Origin of the sequence: Flavobacterium kingsejongi (assembly GCF_003076475.1) — a bacterium.
Classification (GTDB): domain Bacteria; phylum Bacteroidota; class Bacteroidia; order Flavobacteriales; family Flavobacteriaceae; genus Flavobacterium; species Flavobacterium kingsejongi.
Genome location: NZ_CP020919.1, coordinates 2,747,781 through 2,769,625 on the forward strand (window position 1 = coordinate 2,747,781; position 21,845 = coordinate 2,769,625).

Sequence of the window (21,845 nt, forward strand, 5' to 3'; positions counted from 1 at the left end):
TTTTTATTTCCCACAATCAAGCTGTATCTTTAGGGCACATTTTAATGACCATCACGAATCGCTATGGAAAGAAAAACAAAACTAATTGAAGCGTTAAAGATAAAAATCCCGGTAGTGCAGGGGCCGATGCTGGGCGTTACAACACCCGCTATGGTTGCCGCTGTTTCTAATTCGGGCGGTTTGGGATCGTTGCCAGTGGGTGGACTTGCACCGGATAAAGTGGAAGAATTGATTCAGGCCACAAAGCGACTGACAGACCAGCCTTTTGCGGTGAATGTTTTTGCCCATGAAATACCGACTCATACGAATCCTGCCATTCTCAACGCGATGCAGGATTTTCTGGCCGCTTTTTCTCTTGCGCATGGCCTTCCTTATACCGTTCGTGATACTTCGGAATTTAAGTTTGTCGGTTATCAGGAACAGCTGGATAGTATACTACGAAATAAGGTCCCAGTGGTTAGCAGCACATTCGGGGTGCTGGATCAGCATTCGATGTCACGATTGCAGGAAAAGAAAATAACGGTTATAGGTACGGCGACAAGTGTTGCTGAGGCATTGGTATTGGAACAAAGCGGTGTGGCTATCGTTACCGCACAGGGGATTGAAGCTGGCGGGCACCGGGGTTCTTTCCTACAGCAGGACCGATTGCCGCAAATAGGCTCCATGTCGTTAATTCCACTGATTTCCGATGCCGTGCAAATTCCGGTTTTGGCTGCTGGCGGTATTGCTACAAACAGGGCAATGCGTGCAGCATTTCTATTAGGTGCCGCCGGGGTGCAGGTGGGAAGCCTTTTTATTCCTGCCGCAGAAAGTGCCGCTTCTGAAATTTATAAAGAAGCAGTAATGGGGGCTAAAGATACCGATACCGTAGTGACCAAAGCCCTGACAGGACGATGGGCGAGAGGCATCCGGAATGTCTTGCTGGAATCGATCGAAAATGCCGGTTTGGAAATTCCCGATTATGTAATTCATAATTTCCTGACATCGGGAATCCGCAGTTTTGCAGCAGGAGCACAACGAAAAGAATTCCTGTCCCTTTGGGCCGGGCAATCTTCTTCAAAAGCCAAAAGAGGCACCACTGCCGAATTGTTTCTGGAATTGGTGCAGGACGGCTGGTAATTTTATTTAATAAAGAAATAGTGCGGTGACGCCATAAATAAACTCCGAATGTTTCCATTCGGAGTTTTTGTATCAGGGCAGGATTTTATTCTCCAGTTTTGTCTACGACAGGGCGGTTTTCGCGGTTGGCCAGTTCCCAAGCTGTGGCAAATACCAATCGGGCTCTTTTGGCTAAGATATCATATTCAATTTTGTCTGGTGTATCTCCCGGAAGGTGGTAATCCTCATGGACACCATTGAAGTAAAATAAAGCAGGTACTCCTTTTTTAGCAAAGTTATAATGGTCGGAACGGTAATAGATTTGTTCCGGGTCATTCAGTGCGTTGTATTTGTAATCCAGTTCTAAATGGCCATATTTTTTATTGGCTTCTTCCGAAATTTTATGAAGATCAGTACTCAGTCGGTCGGAACCGATCAGGTACACATAATTCGGATTGTCTTTGTGTTTCGCATCGCGTCGGCCAATCATATCGATGTTAAGGTCGGTAATGGTATTCGCCAGCGGGAAAAGCGGATGTTCAGAATAATAACGCGATCCGTGAAGGCCGTGCTCTTCGCCGGTAACATGCAGGAATAAGATGGAACGTTTGGGGCCATGACCCTCTTTTTTCGCCTGCATAAAAGCCTGTGCAATTTCAAGCAGTGTTACTGTTCCGGAACCATCATCGTCGGCTCCATTATAAACTTCCCCGTTTTTCATTCCTACGTGGTCGTAATGGGCTGAAATAACTAAAATCTCATCCGGTTTTTCACTGCCTTCAATATATGCCCAGATGTTTTCGGAATCTGGTAATTTTGGGCTATAGGCACGAGCCATAAATTCAGAAGGTACTTTCTGGTAAAAGTTTTCGGCTCCCTTAGGATAGGAAATACCATTGCTTTTGTATTGGTCGATAAGATATTGTCCTGCTCTTTTCTGACCTTTGGAACCTGTATCCCTGCCTTCATTTTCATCAGAGGCTACAATATATAAATGGGTTTTCAGCTCCTCCGGCGTAATGGTATTCATGTATTTGACCAGGTATTTCTCTGAAGTATTGTTTTTGCCGCCGCCGCACGATAACGCTACTAAAGCCAGTCCTATTACTACAATTTTTCTCATCGGTTGTTGGGTTTCTATTTTGTACTAAAATAGTTTTTTTTCTGCTGTAAAAAAATATTTTTTCAATTCCGGTTGCAAAAGCTCTTTTGTAATGCCCGGCTTACGGGATTCAGGGCTGCCGGACTGTTGGAGTTTGAGCTTCGGAACTCTTGCTGGGCAGCTCATTATAAGCCGCTTGAAAGAAACAAATTACTTTTAGTCTACTAAGTTACTAGACTAATAATATTAATGCTTACTTTTGTTGCAAATGCTATTGCTTTTTTCAGACGGCAGCGTTCGTTTAAATTTAATTTTAATGAGAAAGATATGGAGTATACACTAACCGCCAATAACCCGGAGCAGGACGAAAACGAATTGCGCCAGCCTGTGATTCTTTTACACGGGCTCTTTGGAAACCTCAGCAACTGGAAAGCAGTACAGGATGTGTTTTCAGCAGATTATAATCTTTATACCCCTTTATTGCCATTATTTGATACTGTCCTGGGACGCAACCGCCTGGATCGCCTGGTCGTATTTTTAGAAAAGTATATCCTGGATCATAACATCCAAAATCCAATACTGATTGGAAATTCACTGGGTGGGCATGTGGCATTATTGTATACGCTAAAACATCCTGATAAAGTCAGCAAACTGGTCCTGACCGGGAGTTCAGGATTATATGAAAATTCTTTTGGCGGTGGTTTTCCACGGGTCAAAGACTACAATTATATCCGTAAGAAAGTAGAAGATGTGTTTGACCGCAAAGAAGTGGTGAATGCCGAAGTGGTGGATAGCGTGTACAGCATCGTCCAGAATAATTCCAAAGTCATAGCGGTTATCAGCCTGGCCCGGGATGCGCAAAGGCAAAACCTCAAAGACCGCCTGGCTGAGATTAAAATACCGGTACTTTTGATCTGGGGGCTTCAGGATATTGTGACGCCACCCGAAGTGGCCCGGGAGTTTCATACCCTTATCCCGCATTCCAAATTACACCTGATCGATGAATGTGGCCACGTTCCGATGATGGAACAACCTATTCTGTTCAACCAATACCTCAAAGTTTTTCTAAGTAAATAATTATGGAAAATATTAATTATCTGGCATTTGCAATGCCGGCATTCTTTATATTTTTATATCTGGAATATGCCTTTACAAAACGGAAGAAGAAAAATACAGTATTCCGCTATGAAAGTTCGGTTTCCAATGTTACCATCGGGATTGCAGAGCGGTTGCTGGACCTGTTTATAGCAGCCAGTTTTGTACAGCTGTATTATTGGATATACAACCATTATGCCCTGTTCGAAATCCCCAATCACTGGGCGATATGGATTTTTTTATTGTTAACAACCGATTTTGTGTGGTATTGGTACCACCGCCTCGGCCATGAAGTGAATTTTTTCTGGGCTGCCCATATCGTGCACCATCAGAGTGAGGAGTTCAATTACACTGTAGCCGCCCGTATCACGACCTTCCAGGCCATTATCCGGGATTGTTTCTGGTGCCTGCTGCCATTTGTCGGTTTTCATCCCGCTATTGTATCAATCATCCTGATTGTCCACGGTGCCTATTCCTTTTTTACACACACCCAAATGATCAAAAGTATCGGCTGGCTGGAATATGTACTGATTACGCCTTCGCTGCATGGCATTCACCATGCTTCGGACGAAAAATACCTGGATAAGAATTACGGGGATGTTTTTGTGTTTTGGGATAAGTTGTTCGGGACTTTCCAGAAAGAAGAAGAAGCGCCCAAATACGGATTGACGCATCCCCTGAAAAGCTACAGTTTCCTGTGGCAGCATTTCCATTACTACCTTGAAATCATCGAAGCCTGCCGGCGAACTGTAGGCCTTAAGAACAGGCTCCGGATCATCTTTGGCAGCCCTGCGGTGATGGACCAGAATATCCGCCCGATCCTGGAACGTAAATTCCTGCAGGACAAAGAAAAACAACCCTGTATCCTGCCGTTTAAGAAGTACCTGAATTTTCAGGTCGGGCTTTCGGTAGTTGTATTAACGCTGTTTACCCTGTTTTTCAATTACCTCGGATTTGCAGCCAAAACCTGTATTGTATTATTTATACTGCTCACACTAATTAACTGTGGGGCATTGCTCGAGCAGCGGAAATGGATCCATTATCTGGAATATTCCCGCATATTATTGCTTTTTGCTTATGTTTTTATGGTATTTGGGCGGGTGGAGTTCCTTATCTTACCCATTTTAGCCATCGCCATATTAAACGATGCTTTTGACCTGGATCAGAAATACCTGCGTTTTGTGTACCGCGAGCCTCATGTCGATAAATAGACTATTTGTAACGCTCTATAAATTGTGAAGGCGTCTCGTTGGTTTTGGATTTGAATAACCGGGAGAAATAAGCATAATCATCATAGCCCAGGTATAGTGCAATATTGGTAAACGAATCCCGGGATTGTACAAACATCCTTTTGGCTTCCAGTATGATACGTTCGATAATCAGGTCGGAGGTGGTTTTTCCCAATACGGTTTTTGTGATCCTGTTCAGGTGTTTGGTACTAATGTTCATTAGGTCAGCATATCCGGCGGGCGATTTCTCCGTTAGGAAATGCGTTTCAACCAGGCGTTCCAGGTGTTTCAATTTATCAGCATACGGATTGGATTTGTGTACCAGTGTATCGTTTTCCTTTTCATACAAACGCGTCATATCAATATACATCATATCGATCAGGCTGATGATTTTCTGGCGTTTCAGCAGGTACTCATTTTCATATTCTTCCAGTATCACGGTAAATGAACGGATCATTTTTTCAAGTTGCTCCTGGTCAATATAGATGAAGGGAGGATTTTGTGTGGAAAAAAAGAAAGGGAAATTGGTGATGGATTTGCTGTTGAACTGAAAGTCATAAAAGGCCTGGGTATGGAAGAATATAAATCCGTCACAATCATCAGAAAGTACCCAGTGGTGCGTCTGTCCCGGATTGAGCAGGAAGATGCTGCCGGGCTGTATGGTATAGGCATTAAAATCGATTTCATGGATGCCGCTTCCCTGTGTAAAAAGTACTGTCACATAGAAATTATGCTTGTGCGGAATGGTGATCGATTTGTGATAAAACTCCAAATGCTTTACAAACGTATTGGCATAAAAATCAGGATTGATTGTATTCTTTTCAAATTGTTGGATGTCAAGTACCTGTACTGATTTCATACGTTTTATTTTTTTAGCCCTGCAGTGCCAGTTACAAAAATACCGTACTGACTGATTGAAATTATGTCCTAAAAGTACAAATTTGTGAGCGATAAGTATAAGATTATTTGCAATAGCCTGCCGTAAATTTGTAGTGTACTAAATGATAGACTATGTCAATGATATTAAATATTTTTAGAGGAAGATGTCCCCACTGTGAAAAAGGACGCATTTTTGAGAAATTAGGAAATCCATTTCTTTTTCAAATGCCGAAGATGAAACAAAAATGTGACGTTTGTGGGCATTCCTTCGAACGGGAACCGGGGTTTTTCTTTGGGGCGATGTTTGTGAGCTATGCGGTAGCAGTTCCCCAGATGGTGGTATTGTTATTAGCCTGTAAAGCATTGGGATTGGAAAATATCCCGATTATAATCATTGTGATTATTGCTTTTATACTCCTGAGTACTACCAATTTCAGGTTGTCGCGAACGATCTGGATGTATATTTTCCGGAACGTATAACGGACCAATTTATAAAGCCCCGGACAGGTCTGATAGCTACTGGCCGGGGCTCTTTTTAGTTATTTCTTCTTCTTATTTTTTCAGGGTTTCGTCCAGGAACATCAGGAAATGTTTCCACGATCTTTTATCGGCTTTTTCATTATAGGCAGCCCCTTTGGAATTATCATTTCCCGCTGATTTCTCCGTAAAGGCATGTACAGCATTGGCATAATAGATCATCTCCCAGTCGGCCTTGCCATCACGCATCTCCTGTTGAAACGCAAGTACATCTTTTTGCGGTACATATGGATCATCTGCGCCATGCAATACCAATACCCCGGTTTTGATTGGGCCATTTTTGCGATCGGCTTCTTTACCCAGTCCGCCATGAAAGGACACTACACCTCTAACATCCATACCGCTACGGGCCGCTTCCAAAACTCCTGTACCACCGAAGCAATACCCAATAATAACAATATTATCAGCATTGGCACCAGCCTTAATCAATTCCTGGCGGGCAAGGTCAATTCGTTTTGTATACAGTTGGTAGTCTTTTTTGTATTTACCGGATTGTTCTCCGGCTTCTTTCAGGTCTTTTGGGTAATTCCCCTCTCCATAAATATCAGCGACAAAGGCATAATACCCTAAACCGGACAGTTCCTGTGCTACCTCTTTAGAATGATCATCAATACCTTTCCAGGCAGGCAGGATCAGGATTCCGGGTTTGGATTTGGTTGTTTTTTTGGGTGCTATTGCAAAACCATTAAGCTTTTGATCTTTGTCTTTATAGGCTACAGGCTTTAGCTGTGCCAACGCTTCTGTGTGGACGATAACAGCCAACAGCAGGGGTAAAATAATTTTTTTCATAGTAGTGTGATTTGGTTCTATACAAATATAATTAGGTATTTGTGGAAATGCTATAAGGCTTTCATAAAATAATGTAAAGCAGGTTCAAAAGAATACAACTAAGTTTGATACTGTTTAACCGAACATCCAAATCGTTCCACACTAAATCAAATTACCATGATTGAGAAACTCAAAGATGTACCCGATACGATAGCCGCTTTTCGTGCGGTAGGCGAAATTACCAAAGAGGATTTTACCAACCTGGTGATACCGGAAGTTGAAGCACTCGTACAGCGTACGGACAAACTGAATTACCTCTTGTTGCTGGATACGGAGTTAAAGGAATTTTCCGCCGGTGCCTGGCTGCAGGATGCATTATTAGGCATTAAAAATATCACCAAATGGAACCGTGCCGCCATTGTATCCGATTCTGAAGGTGTCATCCAGTTTACCAACGCATTCAGCGTAGTGATGCCCGGCGAATTCAAAGGATTCCGCAAAAACGAATTACAGCTGGCCATTGACTGGGTCGCTGAAAAAATTGATACTATTAAGTAACCGGGAGCAATCCCCTAAAAATAAATACCATGGGAAATTATAAAAACCTCAGCAATGAAGAAGCGATTGCCAAACTGAAAAAACTGGCAGAAGATATTAAAGTATGTATGTTCTGTACCGAACTTACAAAAGCTCCTTTTTCCACACGCCCTATGAACCTGCAGGAAGTAGATGCTGCCGGAAATTTATGGTTCATCAGCGGCGCCGATAGCGATAAGAATTTTGAAATCAAACAGGACGACAAAGTGCAGTTGCTGTTTGCCAAACTTTCGAGTTCGGAATATTTAAATATCTATGGACACGCCCATATCTACACCGATCAGTCTACGATTGAAGAGAAGTGGAGCCCAATGGCGAAGGCCTGGTTTAAAGATGGAAAAAAAGATCCTAATGTATCTATCATCAGGGTACAGCCGGAATATGTATATTATTGGGATACCAAAGACGGCATGATGGTTTCATTGCTGAAAATAGCTGTAGCTGCCGTTACCGGAAAACAAATGGACGGTAGTATCGAAGGAAAGATCAGCGTATAACGAGTTCTTTTAGCCTACACATAAAATAAAAAAAGCTTCTGTCCCCACAGAAGCTTTTTTAGTACCAATTACTTTTAGTGTTTAAATTTTTTAAAGATGGTCGTCGCAATATGGCCACCAAATCCAAAAGTATTACTCATGGCATAGCGCAGGGGTTTGTGTTGCGCAGTACCCAGTGTAAAATCGAAGCTTTCGCTAAAATCGGGATCTACTGTAACGGTATTGATCGTCGGCGGAACACAGCCATCTACTATCGCCATGACTGAAGCAATAGCTTCTATAGCGCCGGCAGCACCAAGCAGGTGGCCTGTCATAGATTTGGTTGCACTGATGTTCAGTTCCGGGCGGATCCCAAATACCCGTTGTACCGCGATCAGTTCACTGCGGTCGCCCATTGGGGTTGATGTAGCATGCATGTTGATGTAGTCGATGGCTTCCGGTTGTATTTCGGCATCTTCCAGTGCCGCCAGCATCCCCAGGTAGGCACCTTCGCCTTGGGGATGGGTACCGGTGAGGTGATAGGCATCAGCAGCCATACCACCTCCGACGATTTCCGCAATGATAGGCGCATTTCGTGCCAAGGCACTCTCATAACTTTCGAGCACCAAGGCTCCGGCACCTTCGCCAATTACAAAACCATCCCGGGTAGGGTCAAAGGGACGCGAAGCCGTTTCCGGGCTATCGTTCCGTACCGATAGTGCTTTGGAAGCATTAAAACCGCCTACTGCCGTTGCTGTAATGGCAGCTTCGGATCCTCCGGTAATTATCATGTCGGCCTTTCCCCAGCGGATATAGTTAAAAGCATCAATAATAGCTGTATTGGAAGTAGCACAGGCAGAAACCGTAGTGAAATTAATACCCCGCAGCCCGTATTTAATTGAAATCACTCCGGAGGCAATATCCACAATCATTTTAGGGATGAAATATGGATTGAACCGGGGAGTGCCATTGCCAACAGCATATTCCGTAACCTGCTCTTCAAAGGTGGTGATTCCCCCATTACCGCTGCCCCAGATGACGCCAATCCGGTTGCAGTTTAGGGTTTCAAAATTAATTTTTGCCTGTTGTACCGCTTCTTCAACGGCAATCAGTGCGTATTGGGTGTACAGGTCATATTTCCGGGCTTCACTTTTTTCAATATGATCCAGTGGATTAAAATCCTTCAGCTCACAACCAAACTGCGTCTTGAACTTTGCCGGGTCAAATTTCGTAATCGGGCTCGCACCGCTTTTTCCGGCTTTCAGGTTCGACCAAAATTCTGCCGTACTATTTCCGATAGGGGTCAGTGCGCCCATTCCGGTAATAACAACTCTTTTCATAGTAGCAAATATTGGATATACCAATCGGTATATTGTTAAGTATAAAAATTAGGATACCGGATTTACCATCAACAGGGCATCGGCCGGAGAGGCAAGAAAGGCGTTGTATAAGTCCGCAGTCATTCCCACATGTATCTCAGTTTGGTCCGTAGCAAGTGCCTGTACTAAGTCCTGGGCTACCTGTGCCGGAGCGATACCATTTTCACCGCCTATATCTTTCGAAAAATTAGTATTCACCAAAGGAGGCATAAGTTCAAAAACAGATACGGTACTGGAACGTAAAGCCACTCGTAAAGACTGGGTATACGAATGCAATGCTGCTTTGCTGGCACTGTAGGTAGGAAGGCGCGCACCCGGTACGAAAGCCACAATAGAAGATACATTTACAATGGCTGCTGTAGCTTGTTCTTGCAGGGCAGGCAGCAGAAGCTCATTGAGGCGGATGATGGAAAGGTAATTGGTCAGTATTTCTTCCTGTGCGTTTTTAAAACTGTTTGTACTGGCTGCGAGGTCATAATAGTAAGCGCTGCCCGCATTATTGATTACAATGTTAAGGGCTGGGAAGTCCTTTTGCAGTTGTGCGACTAACTGCAGGGTATCTGCTTCATTGGTCACATCGGCACGGATGGCGGTCACATTGCTGAGTTGGGCAGCTGCCGTCTTAAGGCGGTCTTCATTGCGCCCGGTGATGATTACTTTGTTGCCTTTTTCAGAGAACTGACGGGCCATTTCGAATCCGATACCGGCACTTCCGCCGGTAATTAATACGGTATTATTTGTTGTATTCATTATAAAAGGTTTTTATTTATTTCTGGGTTCTATTTTAAGAAGATTCGTATACCCTTTAGCGATCAGGCGGGATTTATCGGCATTCCAGACGTTACACTGGGCATTGACAATCTGGTTTCCTTTTTTGATGATGGTACTCTCTGCAATCAGGATATCATTTTCTTTGGCTGCGGCAAAATAATCGATGACCAAGTTGACGGTGGTATAAAACCAGGGCTCGCCATAGGAAATCAGGGTAGCCCCGATGCAATCATCAATGATGGCTGCGGTAATTCCGCCATGTAACGTTCCCATAGGGTTGGTCATTTCATTACGGATGGTGTATTCAAATTCGAGTTTGCCTTCTTCTACGGTACGCATAACTGGTTTGAGCCAGTTCATAAAGGGAGAAGGGGAGTGTTGCACCTCTTGTCCGATGCGGTCTTTTAAAAATTGAAATGCTTTGTTGTCCATGCTATAGTTGTATACTTGATTATTTTTCCATGATCATTGTAATGCCCTGTCCGCCTGCGGCACAAATGGAGATGAAGCCTTTGCCCGATCTTTTTTCGTGTAGCAGTTTGGCCATAGTGGCGATAATACGGCCACCGGTAGCGGCAAAAGGATGCCCGGCTGCGGTACTGCTGCCGTTTACATTCAGTTTGCTACGGTCGATGGGTCCTAATGCGGTTGCTAATCCGAGGGAGGCAGTAAGTTCCTGGCTTTCCCATATTTTTAGTGTCGTTAGTACCTGTGCGGTGAACGCTTCGTGTATTTCATAAAAGTCAAAGTCCTGCAGTTTCATCCCGGCACGCTCCAACATTCGTGTAGCTGCTGCTACGGGTGCCAATAATAAGTTTTGCTTGTTTTCGACGTATTCGATAGCGGCAAGTTCTGAAAACGTAATGTAAGCCAATACCGGAAGTCCTTGCGCTTTGGCCCAGTCTTCACTCGCTAATAATACAGCGGATGCACCATCGGTTAACGGAGAGGAATTACCGGCGGTCAGGCTGCCGTTTTGCGGGTCAAATGCCGGGCGGATTTTTGCCAGCTTTTCTATAGAAGTATCCCGTCTCAGGTTGTTGTCAGCTTCCAGGCCATGGAAGGGCTGGATCATATCCTTAAAAAATCCGTTATCATAGGCTTTAGCCATTTTTTGGTGGCTTTCCAGTGCCAGCTGATCCTGTTCGGCTCTCGGGATCTGGTAGTATTTCGCGGTCAGTTCCGTATGCCCGCCCAGCGATAATCCGGTACGGGGTTCCGAATTCATTGGGGCGAGTGGGGACAGGTCGCGGAATTTGATTTTGAGTACCTGTTTGATACTTTCCCAGGTCGTTTTACTGCGCTTTACGGCGAACAGGTTTTTGCGCAAGCGTTCCTTCAGGAGCAGGGGCACATTACTGGTGGAGTCAACCCCTCCGGCAATACCGACTTCAATTTGTCCCAAAGCAATCTTATTGCCAATATAAATGGCAGCTTCTATTCCGGTGTCGCAGGCCTGCTGTAGGTCACAGGCGGGTGTTGCGGGATCCAGCTGGGTACTCATGACACATTCCCGCATCAGGTTCAGGTCGAGGCTGCTTTTGATAACAGCACCACCGGCCACTTCACCCAAACGTTGCCCTGCTAAATGGTACTTGGTGACCCATGCCATCGAGGACAGCGGTCATCATTTCCTGCAGGGAAGCATCGGTATAATTGGTATTCTGACGGGCAAACGGAATCCTGTTGTATCCGACAACAGCGACTTTTCTAACGAGATTTTGATCAGACATAGCGATTGTTCTTTTAATTCGTATTGAGTTGTCCCTTAAAATTAAAACTTTAATTCCTGCTTATTCAATTTTCGGCTTTTTATTTTTATACCAATCGGTATATTGATGAATAAAAAAAATCAGGCCTGTAATGCCATGATCATTTTCTGAGCCACCTGCATGGCTGATTTCAGCCCTGCCATATTCCCGGTTACTTTGGTAATCATAATGCCCCCTTCAATCACGGCGATAAATCCGTAAGCAAAAGCTGTTACATCTTCTTCAGGTTTGAATTCCCCGTCCCGGATGCCCTCCGCTACAAGAGTAGCAATAGCAATTTGCCATTTCTCTATGGCGGAAGCCGCTTTTTTTCGCAATTCGGGGTGGGTATCGTCGCTTTCGGTTGCTGTATTTAAAATGGGGCAGCCATACTGCAGGAGTGGATTGGTATGAAATCCGGCAAAGGTATCGAGATAGACCTGTAGTTTTTCCGTAGCCGTATTCTTTTGGTGCATCTGCTGGATCATGTGCCTGCTGATCTGTCCGTAGTTGTAGTCAAAGGCAGCGAGTACTACTTCATCTTTGTTGCCAAAGTTGCCGTAAATACTACCCTTGGTTAATCCGGTAGCCACGGTCATATCATTCAGCGAAGTACCAGTAAAGCCTTTTTTATTAAAAATAGGCGCGGTCTTTTCAATGATGAACTGTTTCGTCTTTTCTGCTTTTGTCATAGTCATTCGGAATTACGGTGTAAAATTATACCAATCGGTATAAAAAAACAATAGTATTGGCATTTATTTAACCGGGCATCGTACTTATTCGATAGTATAAGGGATTCCAGAAACCTACAGCAAGCTAAAAACAGTAAAAAAAACGGTAAAGTGAAAAAAACGGATTCCGTCCACAGTAGTGGACAGGCTGCTGCAGACTGCAGGAAGGTATCTACTACTGTAGACGGGCTGCTGCAAGAGTGCAGGAAGGTATCCACTACTGTAGACGGGCGCTGCAAGTGTGCAGGAGACCGTCTACTGCTGTGGACGGGCCGCTGCAAGTGTGCAGGAGATCATCTACTACTGTGGACGGGCCGTTGCATGAAAAAAGGCCATTGTCAACTGTAGACAGCAATCAAAAAAGTGCGAGAGTGCCTTTACAATTATAGTGGGTTGATGACAAAAAAGCAGTCCATTGTTTACTGTAGACGGAAACCAAAAAAATGCAACAGGGTATTTTTTAGCAATTTTCCAGACACTACAAAGCCAGATCAGTGATCCGGCTTTTGGTATTTTTTTTCGCAATGGATTTAATGATCGTGATCCGGTGCTGTAGTTGTTTCTAAAATTTTAATCATCTTAAAGGATTTCAGCAAATGAAATAGTCCCGGTAAGATCAGGAATCCCCCAACCAATAATGAAATGGCCAATACTTTAATCACTTCCGGAGGAGCGGCATTATCGAGCAGGCTGATCGCTCCGGTTTTGGTGATGATAATATCGGGATAGTGGGCAAAAAGTGCCGCAGTAATAATCAGGATCACCTGCAGTCCGGCAAAAAAGCGGCAGAGGATGTAATCGCCTTTGCGGATGCTGTACCAGAGTGGGAATATTAAGATGGCCGAAATACTCACCAGCCCGAGGGCATAGTAATTCTGGATGAAATCGAGTACAAATTGTTTTTCCTGGGTGTAGCCGATGACCAATGTAATCAGTCCCAGTAATATGACCGTATAGGTGGCGATTGTCGCTTTACGGATGTATAATTTACGGTTTTCAAGATCCACTTCCCCAATTAGGAACGTAGCAGCGAGGAAAGTACATAAGGCGGCAAAGAATAGGCCGATAGCAATCGGGAAGGCCTGGAACCAGGGTGTAATAAAAAGGATGACAAAATCGGGATTTTCCGCAGGATCCATCAGTACTATATTGCCACTGATCAGGGTACCAAAAGTCATTCCGAGGAAAATCGGGGTGACCACACAGGAAAGCTCAAACATCTTGTCGTATAGGATCTGGGATTTGTCTTTTACTGCATCATAATGCCGGAACACAAAGGCGACCCCACGCAGGGTAATGCCGAGCAAGACCAACGTCAGTGGGATGTGCAGGTAGATCACAAGTATATTGTAATACCCGGGAAAAGCAATCCAGAGGATTACGATAAGGATAATAATCCAGATGTGGTTGGCTTCCCATACCGGGCCCATCACACTGTATACGGTTTTTTTAATCAGTTTTTTATTTTCCTTTGATGAAAACAGCTCGAGGATCCCAGCACCAAAATCGGCACCACCCAGCAGCACATACAAAAAGAATGAAAAGGCAAGAAAGAATAAGACGATATACAACATGACCTTTAGGTATTAGGAGTGTTATTGAGGACTTTAATCTGACGGCTCATCAGCCAGGTTACGGCAATAGCGAGTACGGTATAGAGCACCACATACATGTAGAAACTGTAAATCATTCCAGGCATAGGGGTTACCGCATCTTTGGTACGCATCACATTATGTATGATCCAGGGTTGCCGCCCGACTTCGGTTACGATCCATCCGGCTTCGAGGGCTAAAAAACCGACAGGAGCTAAGCAGGCAAAATAAAGCCAGTACTTCCGGCTGTCCTGCCATTTTATTTTTTTAAGGCTGGTAAAATAAAAAATTCCTGAAAACAACATCAGCATCCCAAGGCCAACCATGATCTGGAACGCATAATGGGTAATGGCTACCGGGGGGCGGTCTTCGGCCGGAAAATCATTCAGTCCTTTTACTTCCGCATCAAAATCGCCAAAGGCCATAAAAGAAAGTGCTTTGGGGATTTCAATCTTATAGGAGACTTCCTGTGTTTTTTCGTCCACAATCCCACCGATAAACAGGGGAACCCCTTTTTCCGTATTGTAATGGGCTTCGAGGGCAGCGAGTTTGGCAGGCTGGCGTTTGGCAATATCCTTAGCTGATAAATCCCCACTGAGCGGTTGTAATAGTGCTGCAACGGCCCCTATGGAAATAGCGATTTTAAAAGCCGCTTTGTGCAGGATGGTGTTCCTGTTTTTGTAGACTTGGAAGGCATGGATCCCGGCGACGGCAAAACTGGTGGCAGCAAAGGCAGCCAGTGTCATGTGCAGCGCCTGGGTGAACCAGGCCGGATTCAGGAAGGCTTTCACCGGATCGATATTCAGGAATTTCCCGTCGATATAATCAAATCCCGATGGGGCATTCATCCAGCTGTTGGCCGAAACGACAAGTATACCGGACAGTACACCCGAAACACCTACGATAATCCCGGTAAACCAGTGGAATTTTTCGGGAAGCTTGTTCCAGCCATACAGGTAAAATCCAAGGGCAATGGCTTCGATAAAAAAAGCAGCACCTTCCAGGGAAAAAGGCATCCCGATAATCGGGCCGGCATGTTTCATGAATTCGGGCCACAGGAGGCCAAGTTCAAAGGACAGTGCGGTACCAGACACGGCACCGGTCACAAAGAAAATGGCGACGCCTTTTTGCCAGGATTTGGTGAGGGAGAGGAAAACCGGATTGCGGGTTTTCATGAATTTGTAATGTGAAATTACCATGAAGAACGGCATGACCATTCCGATACAGGCAAAGACAATATGAAAGATGAGGGTGAATGCCATCTGCATTCGGGCAGCATCAAGATTTTCCATAGTAGCGGTTTTAAATTGACCTTCAGCAAAGGTACTGGATCCGCTTCGGTAAAGCTATTTTATACCGTACTAATTCTATGGATTCCCCTTTAATTTAACAGTTAAAAAGCCAGTTTTCGCGAGGTTTCCAAAAGCAGTTGCCCTACCGTAAATATAGCCCTTTCCACTTGTTGTGCCCGGCTTAAAGTTCCGCTACGGGAGCCGCATACAGCAGCAGGTCTTTTTCGGTTTCCATCGGTTGCTGATAGCGCAATCCCAGGCGTTCCAATAAAGCAATCGAGGCATGGTTGTTACTGAGGGTAGTAGCCAGCAGTACCGTATCGCTTTCCTTTTTAACAATGTGTTCGATAACCGATTTTGCCGCTTCGTAGGCATAGCCTTTTCCGGTGTGTTCCGGCAGGAAGGAAAAACCAATATCACGGTGTTCCAGATGATCCCGTTTGATCAAAGAGAGTATCCCAACGGGTATTTCCCCTTCGCAGGTTCTGACTACCCAGTAGGAGATATTGCTGTTGTGAATGATTTTCTGGATATAGGCATCAGCATCCGAAAGGCTCCTGACATTCCGGTCCCCGATGAATTGCAGGAAGCCCGGAGTATTAACAATCGTGAAAATAAAGGCAGCGTCCTCCGGTGTTAAGGGGCGGAGGTGCAGTCGTTCACTTTTGAATTGCTGTGGCATGGAATATAAAATAAAAAAGGGTTACAATCGTAATGTTCTTTTGACGCTTACCAACCTCCACTCAGGCCTTCTTTCAGGGCTTTTTGGTATTTTTCAAGATCAAAACTGTACAAATCCGGCGCACGGTGCGCACCACCTTTACGGGGTTCCTCGTGTTTGAGCAATATGTCATAACGCAGCAGTTTACGATAGAAATTACCGCGATTCAGTTTTTTGTCCAATATGATTTCATACAGCTTCTGGATTTCCGGCATTGTAAATTGTTCCGGCAACAGATTGTAGCCAATGGGTTTATTGTTCAGTTGTTTGCGTAAGGTCAGCAGGGCCTTGTCAAAGATCTGGCGGTGGTCCATCATAAACGGTGGGAGTTGTTCGATATCTTTCCACTCACAGGCGGTAGAGAACTCATCCATGATAATACCTACTTTGGAATAGTCGACCAGGGCATAATAACCGATCGATATAAAACGCTGCTTGTTCCAAAGGGTATCCGGATAGTCTTCAAAAAAACCTTCGGAGCGGTTGAGATCGCCAAAGGTGTAAAATTGTTGGAGGTAAATATCGGTGGCACCGGCCCTGTCTTTCAGGATGCGTACGGCGGCAGCATCTAATGGCTCTTCTTTATAGACATAGCCGCCGGGGAGGCCCCAGAGCTCCTGGTCTTTCATTTTGAGCAATAACACTTTCAAGGTCCCATCATGAAATCCGAATATGACAGAGTCAATAGAAATATGGGGGATGTAATTTTTCCAGGACGTTTCTGACCGCTGTTCGAGTAAACTTTTCAATTCCATAGGGATCGCAATTCTGCCCAAATTTACTGTTTTTGGTTTTTGAAACCGTTGAATTTGTTTTTTTTTAAACATTTTTTTAATCACAATAAAAACCAATCGAAACGATAAAATGGCTTTTCAGCTAAAATAATAACGATGCTAAAAAAATAAGCTACCTCGTTTTCGCCAGTAAACACAAAGGCTTACGAAAACGAGGTAGTCTTTTTATTGAATTTTAGGTATACGCTAAGGACTATTCGTTTTTATTGTTTTTATCGAATTGAACGCTTGTTTTAGTTGCGATTATGAAAATAAATAGTTGCTTTTTTTGTAAATATCAAAAAAAGGATTTAATATTGCTTCATAATGAAGCAATGACTATTTTATCAAATCAAATAAACTAAAAAGCAATTCAGAGTACGTATGAAAAAAATTATAATTTCTGCTTTTTGCCTGACCCTGTTTCCTGTTTTTGAAGCATTTTCACAGGAGGGCAAAACCACTCCGGCAGATTCGCTGAAAGTAAAAGCGAAAGTGGTGAATTCGGATACCAAAGAGGAAAAAAACCGAAACATAATGCTGAATGCAGCCAATAACTCCGGGCCTCGTGATGTGAATATCGGGTTGCCTTCTTCAGTAGGGGGTATTACAATCCAGGAAAATGATTTACCAGTGGTATATTATTTCTGGCCGGAATTGCCTAACCGGACGTGGCGGCAAAGTAAAAGTCTGGGTCGTACGGGATTGCTGAAAATTGGGGAAGCCGCCATTACTACCGGAGATCTTGGGTTTGCGGTAAATTCCTATACCAAGCTGGGTACGGACAAACATGAAGTGGTGGGGAATCTTTCCGGTAGCCATTTTGGTTGGCTGAAAGGGGATGTGAATGTATCCGGCCCTTTAGGCAACAACTGGTACTATACGATGGGGGCTTATGCCAACTTTGACCCGAACTCATTTGATTTAAAATTTGCACAATATTCCGACCGCACACAAATTTATCGCGCAGGACTGACCAAACGATTCAACAACGGAAAAGGGGAGATTAGTGTCCTGTATAAATATGCTAATTCGGCATCATTGAGTAATTATGCGGTATTTCAATATAAAGAAGGCGGGAAAGTAGCGGAGATCGACGGGTTCCGTATTGGGCGTGATTCTTATATCGTCAATGATGGAATACTCAAATTCAAGGACATCTTAACCGGGGAATCCAAAACTGCCGATATGGGTGGTAGCGATGCTGCTTCTTTTTCACATTCGGTTGACATCCTTGGGAATTATGACCTTGGGAACGACTGGAAATTCAATTTCTCTACCCGTATGCGTTATGCCGAAGCCTCCCAGTTGGTGACCATTCCACTGAGTATCTTTCAGGCCGGAGCCGGTGATGGTTTTGCGTACCAGGCGAATGGACAGCCGTATACCGGAAATGTCAATTCGATGCTGGGTATGTACACCGACGGTACACCAACCAAAACGTTACTGTCCCGGTTTGAGATTAAGAAAAGCATCAACAACCACAATTGGCGCTTCGGGTTGACCGAATACTATTACAATGTGGATAAATTTACCTCCAACCGCTCGTTTTTCTACCAGACCGTGGATGCCAATCCCAATAAACTGGTACGCAATAGCGCCGGGGGAACAGGTACCGATGCTGATGGATTTTACAACTACAATGTCGGAGGCGAATACCACAATGGGTTTGAAAATAAACTGTCGGCTTATTTCTCTGATGACTGGGTAGTGAACAACCGTTTGAGCCTGACCTATGGTGTCAACCTACGCTACAACAAATTAAAAGGCGACTATTACCTGACGCCGCGTACGCCTAACCTGATACTGGATCCGAACGACCGCAGTTATTTTGATAACAATTGGTTTCACTTAGGGGCTTCGGTTAACGCAGTCTTCAAAGTGACGCAGAAAGCAGGATTATTAGCCGACTTTACATACACCGAAAAAAACGGCCAGCTGGAAAGTTATTCCGGAGCAGTAGCGCCTAATCTCTCCAAGACCAAAAGCCCGTTGGCTGCCTTTGGACTGTACTTTAACCACGATAAATTCAGTGTGGTATCCCAGGCCACCTACCTGACCCGCAACAACTACCAGGCGCGACTGAACCTGGTGAACCCGGACAACGGTAGCGAATCACAGGTGGCGACTGTATTTTATGACATCCAGACCATCGGTTGGACAACGGATATCGTAGCGAAACCTTTTAAGGGATTGAACCTGCATTACCTGATTACATTCCAGGATCCGGTGTATAAAAATTACAACTTTTCGGCGTTTGGGAACAATTATTCCTACGATGATAAAAATGTACTGGAAATCTCCAAAGTGCTGATGGAAATCGATCCGAGTTATACCTACAAAGACTTTAAAGTATGGGCGAGTTTCCGCTACTTCAGCAAGCAGTTTGCCAACCTGACCAATGCCCTGTATTTCGACGCCCGTTGGGAAACCTTCGGTGGGGTGAATTATAAGATCAACGATCATTTTGATATTGGGCTGACGGCTGTCAACTTCCTGAACCAGACCGGAGCCAAAGGAACGATTAACGGTGCGGAACTCATTACGGATGCCACGCCCTATTACGATAAGCTTTTGGTAGGATCCTATATCAGGCCTTTTACTTTGGAAGCATCACTGAATTTCAGATTTTAATTTACCACTATGAAAAAGATAATGATCACGGCCAGTCTGGCATTTCTCATCAGTACCACCCTTAGTGCGCAAAAGCAGGGGGAATTTGTACTCGTAAAAAACACTAAAGGGGCTACCCTGGGCTATGCTCCCGGTTCAGGCATTAAGATAATTACCGTTAACGGAAAACATTTTAAGGACCTCAACCGGAATGGCAAACTGGATAAGTATGAAGACTGGCGTTTGCCGGCAGCAGTACGGGCCAAAGATCTGGCAGCACAAATGTCTGTAGAGCAGATCGCCGGATTGATGCTGTACAGCCGGCATCAGGCGTTACCCGCGGGCAATTCAGGTTACAATGCCGGTACCTATGATGGAAAAATATTCCCGGAAAGCACGGCGAAAGCCTGGAATCTTACCGATCAGCAGAAGACCTTTTTGAAAGAAGACAACCTCAGGCATGTCCTGATTACCAAAGTAGAAAGCCCGGAGGCTGCTGCTTTATGGAATAATGAAATGCAGGCGTATGTAGAAGGCATCGGGCTTGGTATCCCAAGTAATACCAGTACCGATCCGAGGCATACGGCCCTGGTGACTTCGGAGTTTAATGCCGGTGCCGGTGGAACGATTTCGATGTGGCCTGACGGGTTGGGTATGGCGGCTACTTTTGATCCGCAGGTAGTGGAGCAATTCGGCCAGATTGCGGCCAAAGAATACCGTGCACTGGGCATTGCTACAGCCTTATCACCACAGATCGACCTGGGTTCCGAGCCACGCTGGTACCGTATTGCAATGACTTTTGGCGAAAGCCCGGAACTCACCCGCGATATGGGTCGTGCATATATTGATGGCTTCCAGACTTCCTATGGTACTGCCGAAATCAAAGACGGCTGGGGGTATAACAGTGTCAATGCGATGGTCAAACACTGGCCGAGTGGTGGAGCGGAAGAAGGCGGACGTGATGGCCATTGGGCCTATGGAAAATTTGCCGTCTATCCCGGGAACAATTTGCAACAGCATATCGATCCTTTTATCAATGGGGCTTTTAAGCTCAAAGGCAAAACCGGAAAAGCCGCTGCAGTAATGCCGTACTATACCATAAGTTTTGACCAGGATAAAAAATACAATGAAAATGTAGCCAATGGCTATAGCAAATATATCATTACCGACCTGCTTCGGGATAAATACGGCTATGATGGCGTAGTCTGTACCGACTGGTTAGTGACTGGCGATGAAGGGAAAACGCCGGATCAGTTTGCCGGGAAACCCTGGGGTGCGGAAGCCCTGACGATTGCCGAACGCCACTACAAAGTAATTATGGCGGGTGTCGACCAGTTTGGCGGTAATAATGATAAAAAACCAGTTTTGGAAGCCTACGCTATGGGTGTTAAGGAATTTGGAGCGCCGTTTATGAGGGCACGTTTTGAACGATCGGCAGTTCGCCTGCTGCAAAATAGCATTCGTGTCGGCCTTTTTGAAAATCCGTATCTTGATGTAGCGACTACAAAAGCAGTAGTGGGGAATCCGGAGTTTATGAAAGCGGGTTATGAAGCCCAATTGAAATCGATAGTATTGCTGAAAAACCACGACCAGGTATTGCCAATGGCAGCCCAAAAGACGGTGTATGTCCCTAAAATCTATTTTCCATCTACCAAAGACTGGTGGGGTAAAGCCAGCGAGCCACGACTGGACTATCCGGTGAATATGGAGCTGGTCAAAAAATATTACAATGTCAGTGAAGATCCTGAAAAGGCTGATTTTGCTCTGGTTTTTGTGACCAGCCCGCAGAGCCTTGAAGGCGGTTACGACCTGCATGACCGTAAAGCGGGAAGCAATGGTTATGTCCCAATCTCATTGCAATACGGGACCTATACCGCGACTGAAGCCCGGGAACACAGTATTGCTGCGGGAGATGCCGTAATCGATCCTACTATTACTGACAGGACTTATAAAGGGAAAACAGTAACAGCCGCCAACACCATGGATTTGAGAACCATCTTGGACACCCGGGACATGATGAAAGGAAAACCGGTTATTGTAGCAGTTACAGCTTCCAAACCCATGATTTTTAAGGAATTTGAAAAAGAAGTTGCCGGAATTGTCCTGAACTTCGGCGTTTCCACCCAGGCGATACTGGATATTGTTTCCGGAAAAACAGCGCCTTCCGGATTATTGCCGGTACAAATGCCTGCGGATATGAGTACGGTTGAAAAACAACTGGAAGATGTGCCTTATGATATGATTCCCTACCGGGACACTGAAGGGAATGCCTATGATTTTGCCTTTGGACTGAACTGGGAAGGTGTGATTAAGGATGCGCGTACTGCAACCTATAAAAAATAAAGTTAGTAAGCCGGGGCGGGGATATTTTCCCTGGTCCGGTTTTTTATATCAAGTGATTGAAATGATCGCAGCCGAAAAATATGTTTTATCGCAGCCGA

At 44.8% G+C, this 21,845-nt stretch carries 19 protein-coding genes and 1 pseudogene; 8 read left to right on the top strand and 12 right to left on the bottom strand.

Going from position 1 to position 21,845, the window contains the following annotated elements:
- The first annotated feature begins 63 nt into the window (after window positions 1-63).
- A complete protein-coding gene (locus FK004_RS12170) occupies window positions 64-1,119 on the top strand; it encodes an NAD(P)H-dependent flavin oxidoreductase (RefSeq protein WP_108737496.1) in 1,056 nt (351 codons plus the stop codon).
- 85 nt (window positions 1,120-1,204) lie between these two features.
- On the opposite strand, the gene FK004_RS12175 is transcribed toward FK004_RS12170, so the two are convergent.
- Window positions 1,205-2,221, bottom strand: coding sequence for a M28 family metallopeptidase (locus FK004_RS12175; RefSeq protein ID WP_108737497.1), 1,017 nt, complete (start codon window positions 2,219-2,221; stop codon window positions 1,205-1,207).
- Window positions 2,222-2,527: 306 nt separating this feature from the next.
- Between FK004_RS12175 and FK004_RS12180 the strand changes: the two genes are divergently transcribed.
- Both FK004_RS12180 and FK004_RS12185 read left to right on the top strand, forming a co-directional pair.
- Window positions 2,528-3,277, top strand: a complete 750-nt coding sequence (locus tag FK004_RS12180; RefSeq protein ID WP_108738833.1) for an alpha/beta fold hydrolase — start codon at window positions 2,528-2,530, stop codon at window positions 3,275-3,277.
- 2 nt (window positions 3,278-3,279) lie between these two features.
- On the top strand, window positions 3,280-4,506 hold the full coding sequence (locus tag FK004_RS12185; RefSeq protein WP_108737498.1) for a sterol desaturase family protein: 1,227 nt from the start codon (window positions 3,280-3,282) through the stop codon (window positions 4,504-4,506).
- Between the two features lies 1 nt (window position 4,507).
- Here FK004_RS12185 and FK004_RS12190 read toward each other — a convergent pair whose 3' ends face one another.
- Window positions 4,508-5,383 (bottom strand): AraC family transcriptional regulator, encoded by an 876-nt coding sequence (locus FK004_RS12190; RefSeq protein WP_108737499.1) that lies wholly within the window; start codon window positions 5,381-5,383, stop codon window positions 4,508-4,510.
- 152 nt (window positions 5,384-5,535) lie between these two features.
- Here FK004_RS12190 and FK004_RS12195 point away from each other — a divergent pair, with 152 nt between their 5' ends.
- Complete coding sequence (locus FK004_RS12195; RefSeq protein WP_108737500.1) at window positions 5,536-5,883, top strand: DUF983 domain-containing protein; 348 nt, start codon at window positions 5,536-5,538, stop codon at window positions 5,881-5,883.
- A gap of 72 nt (window positions 5,884-5,955) precedes the next feature.
- Here FK004_RS12195 and FK004_RS12200 read toward each other — a convergent pair whose 3' ends face one another.
- Entirely contained in the window at window positions 5,956-6,729 is a 774-nt protein-coding gene (locus tag FK004_RS12200) for a dienelactone hydrolase family protein (RefSeq protein ID WP_108737501.1), read from the bottom strand.
- Window positions 6,730-6,885: 156 nt separating this feature from the next.
- Between FK004_RS12200 and FK004_RS12205 the strand changes: the two genes are divergently transcribed.
- Window positions 6,886-7,266 (top strand): SpoIIAA family protein, encoded by a 381-nt coding sequence (locus FK004_RS12205; RefSeq protein ID WP_108737502.1) that lies wholly within the window; start codon window positions 6,886-6,888, stop codon window positions 7,264-7,266.
- A gap of 29 nt (window positions 7,267-7,295) precedes the next feature.
- The gene (locus tag FK004_RS12210; RefSeq protein ID WP_108737503.1) at window positions 7,296-7,802 is read left to right on the top strand and encodes a pyridoxamine 5'-phosphate oxidase family protein; all 507 of its coding nucleotides are present in this window, start codon (window positions 7,296-7,298) and stop codon (window positions 7,800-7,802) included.
- Between the two features lie 74 nt (window positions 7,803-7,876).
- Here the strand turns inward: FK004_RS12210 and fabF are convergent, their stop codons facing one another.
- The 9 genes and pseudogenes from fabF to FK004_RS12255 all read right to left on the bottom strand — a co-directional run bounded on the left by fabF (window position 7,877) and on the right by FK004_RS12255 (window position 16,773).
- A complete protein-coding gene (fabF, locus tag FK004_RS12215) occupies window positions 7,877-9,121 on the bottom strand; it encodes a beta-ketoacyl-ACP synthase II (RefSeq protein WP_108737504.1) in 1,245 nt (414 codons plus the stop codon).
- A 48-nt stretch (window positions 9,122-9,169) separates the two neighbouring features.
- Window positions 9,170-9,910: an SDR family oxidoreductase gene (locus tag FK004_RS12220; protein ID WP_108737505.1), complete on the bottom strand. Its 741-nt coding sequence runs from the start codon at window positions 9,908-9,910 to the stop codon at window positions 9,170-9,172.
- 12 nt (window positions 9,911-9,922) lie between these two features.
- Window positions 9,923-10,363 carry a PaaI family thioesterase gene (locus FK004_RS12225; protein ID WP_108737506.1) on the bottom strand — a complete coding sequence of 147 codons (441 nt, stop codon included), beginning with the start codon at window positions 10,361-10,363 and terminating at the stop codon, window positions 9,923-9,925.
- Window positions 10,364-10,382: 19 nt separating this feature from the next.
- A pseudogene (locus tag FK004_RS12230) lies at window positions 10,383-11,664 on the bottom strand (acetyl-CoA C-acetyltransferase).
- Window positions 11,665-11,783: 119 nt separating this feature from the next.
- A complete protein-coding gene (locus tag FK004_RS12235) occupies window positions 11,784-12,374 on the bottom strand; it encodes a TetR/AcrR family transcriptional regulator (protein ID WP_108737507.1) in 591 nt (196 codons plus the stop codon).
- Between the two features lie 569 nt (window positions 12,375-12,943).
- Complete coding sequence (locus FK004_RS12240) at window positions 12,944-13,987, bottom strand: cytochrome d ubiquinol oxidase subunit II (protein WP_108737508.1); 1,044 nt, start codon at window positions 13,985-13,987, stop codon at window positions 12,944-12,946.
- Between the two features lie 5 nt (window positions 13,988-13,992).
- Entirely contained in the window at window positions 13,993-15,297 is a 1,305-nt protein-coding gene (locus tag FK004_RS12245) for a cytochrome ubiquinol oxidase subunit I (RefSeq protein WP_108737509.1), read from the bottom strand.
- Between the two features lie 181 nt (window positions 15,298-15,478).
- On the bottom strand, window positions 15,479-15,979 hold the full coding sequence (locus tag FK004_RS12250) for a GNAT family N-acetyltransferase (RefSeq protein ID WP_108737510.1): 501 nt from the start codon (window positions 15,977-15,979) through the stop codon (window positions 15,479-15,481).
- 47 nt (window positions 15,980-16,026) lie between these two features.
- The gene (locus FK004_RS12255; RefSeq protein ID WP_108738834.1) at window positions 16,027-16,773 is read right to left on the bottom strand and encodes an NUDIX hydrolase; all 747 of its coding nucleotides are present in this window, start codon (window positions 16,771-16,773) and stop codon (window positions 16,027-16,029) included.
- Window positions 16,774-17,175: 402 nt separating this feature from the next.
- Between FK004_RS12255 and FK004_RS12260 the strand changes: the two genes are divergently transcribed.
- Together FK004_RS12260 and FK004_RS12265 are read left to right on the top strand one after the other, a co-directional pair.
- Window positions 17,176-19,425: a TonB-dependent receptor gene (locus FK004_RS12260; RefSeq protein ID WP_108737511.1), complete on the top strand. Its 2,250-nt coding sequence runs from the start codon at window positions 17,176-17,178 to the stop codon at window positions 19,423-19,425.
- Between the two features lie 9 nt (window positions 19,426-19,434).
- Entirely contained in the window at window positions 19,435-21,747 is a 2,313-nt protein-coding gene (locus FK004_RS12265) for a glycoside hydrolase family 3 protein (protein WP_108737512.1), read from the top strand.
- Window positions 21,748-21,845 lie beyond the last annotated feature (98 nt).

Bases quoted from the DNA above. Each gene is read 5' to 3' on its own strand.
- FK004_RS12170 (WP_108737496.1), top strand. From the start codon at position 64: ATGGAAAGAAAAACAAAACTAATTGAAGCGTTAAAGATAAAAATCCCG.
- FK004_RS12175 (WP_108737497.1), bottom strand. From the start codon at position 2,221: ATGAGAAAAATTGTAGTAATAGGACTGGCTTTAGTAGCGTTATCGTGC.
- FK004_RS12180 (WP_108738833.1), top strand. From the start codon at position 2,528: ATGGAGTATACACTAACCGCCAATAACCCGGAGCAGGACGAAAACGAA.
- FK004_RS12185 (WP_108737498.1), top strand. From the start codon at position 3,280: ATGGAAAATATTAATTATCTGGCATTTGCAATGCCGGCATTCTTTATA.
- FK004_RS12190 (WP_108737499.1), bottom strand. From the start codon at position 5,383: ATGAAATCAGTACAGGTACTTGACATCCAACAATTTGAAAAGAATACA.
- FK004_RS12195 (WP_108737500.1), top strand. From the start codon at position 5,536: ATGTCAATGATATTAAATATTTTTAGAGGAAGATGTCCCCACTGTGAA.
- FK004_RS12200 (WP_108737501.1), bottom strand. From the start codon at position 6,729: ATGAAAAAAATTATTTTACCCCTGCTGTTGGCTGTTATCGTCCACACA.
- FK004_RS12205 (WP_108737502.1), top strand. From the start codon at position 6,886: ATGATTGAGAAACTCAAAGATGTACCCGATACGATAGCCGCTTTTCGT.
- FK004_RS12210 (WP_108737503.1), top strand. From the start codon at position 7,296: ATGGGAAATTATAAAAACCTCAGCAATGAAGAAGCGATTGCCAAACTG.
- fabF (WP_108737504.1), bottom strand. From the start codon at position 9,121: ATGAAAAGAGTTGTTATTACCGGAATGGGCGCACTGACCCCTATCGGA.
- FK004_RS12220 (WP_108737505.1), bottom strand. From the start codon at position 9,910: ATGAATACAACAAATAATACCGTATTAATTACCGGCGGAAGTGCCGGT.
- FK004_RS12225 (WP_108737506.1), bottom strand. From the start codon at position 10,363: ATGGACAACAAAGCATTTCAATTTTTAAAAGACCGCATCGGACAAGAG.
- FK004_RS12235 (WP_108737507.1), bottom strand. From the start codon at position 12,374: ATGACAAAAGCAGAAAAGACGAAACAGTTCATCATTGAAAAGACCGCG.
- FK004_RS12240 (WP_108737508.1), bottom strand. From the start codon at position 13,987: ATGTTGTATATCGTCTTATTCTTTCTTGCCTTTTCATTCTTTTTGTAT.
- FK004_RS12245 (WP_108737509.1), bottom strand. From the start codon at position 15,297: ATGGAAAATCTTGATGCTGCCCGAATGCAGATGGCATTCACCCTCATC.
- FK004_RS12250 (WP_108737510.1), bottom strand. From the start codon at position 15,979: ATGCCACAGCAATTCAAAAGTGAACGACTGCACCTCCGCCCCTTAACA.
- FK004_RS12255 (WP_108738834.1), bottom strand. From the start codon at position 16,773: ATGGAATTGAAAAGTTTACTCGAACAGCGGTCAGAAACGTCCTGGAAA.
- FK004_RS12260 (WP_108737511.1), top strand. From the start codon at position 17,176: ATGAAAAAAATTATAATTTCTGCTTTTTGCCTGACCCTGTTTCCTGTT.
- FK004_RS12265 (WP_108737512.1), top strand. From the start codon at position 19,435: ATGAAAAAGATAATGATCACGGCCAGTCTGGCATTTCTCATCAGTACC.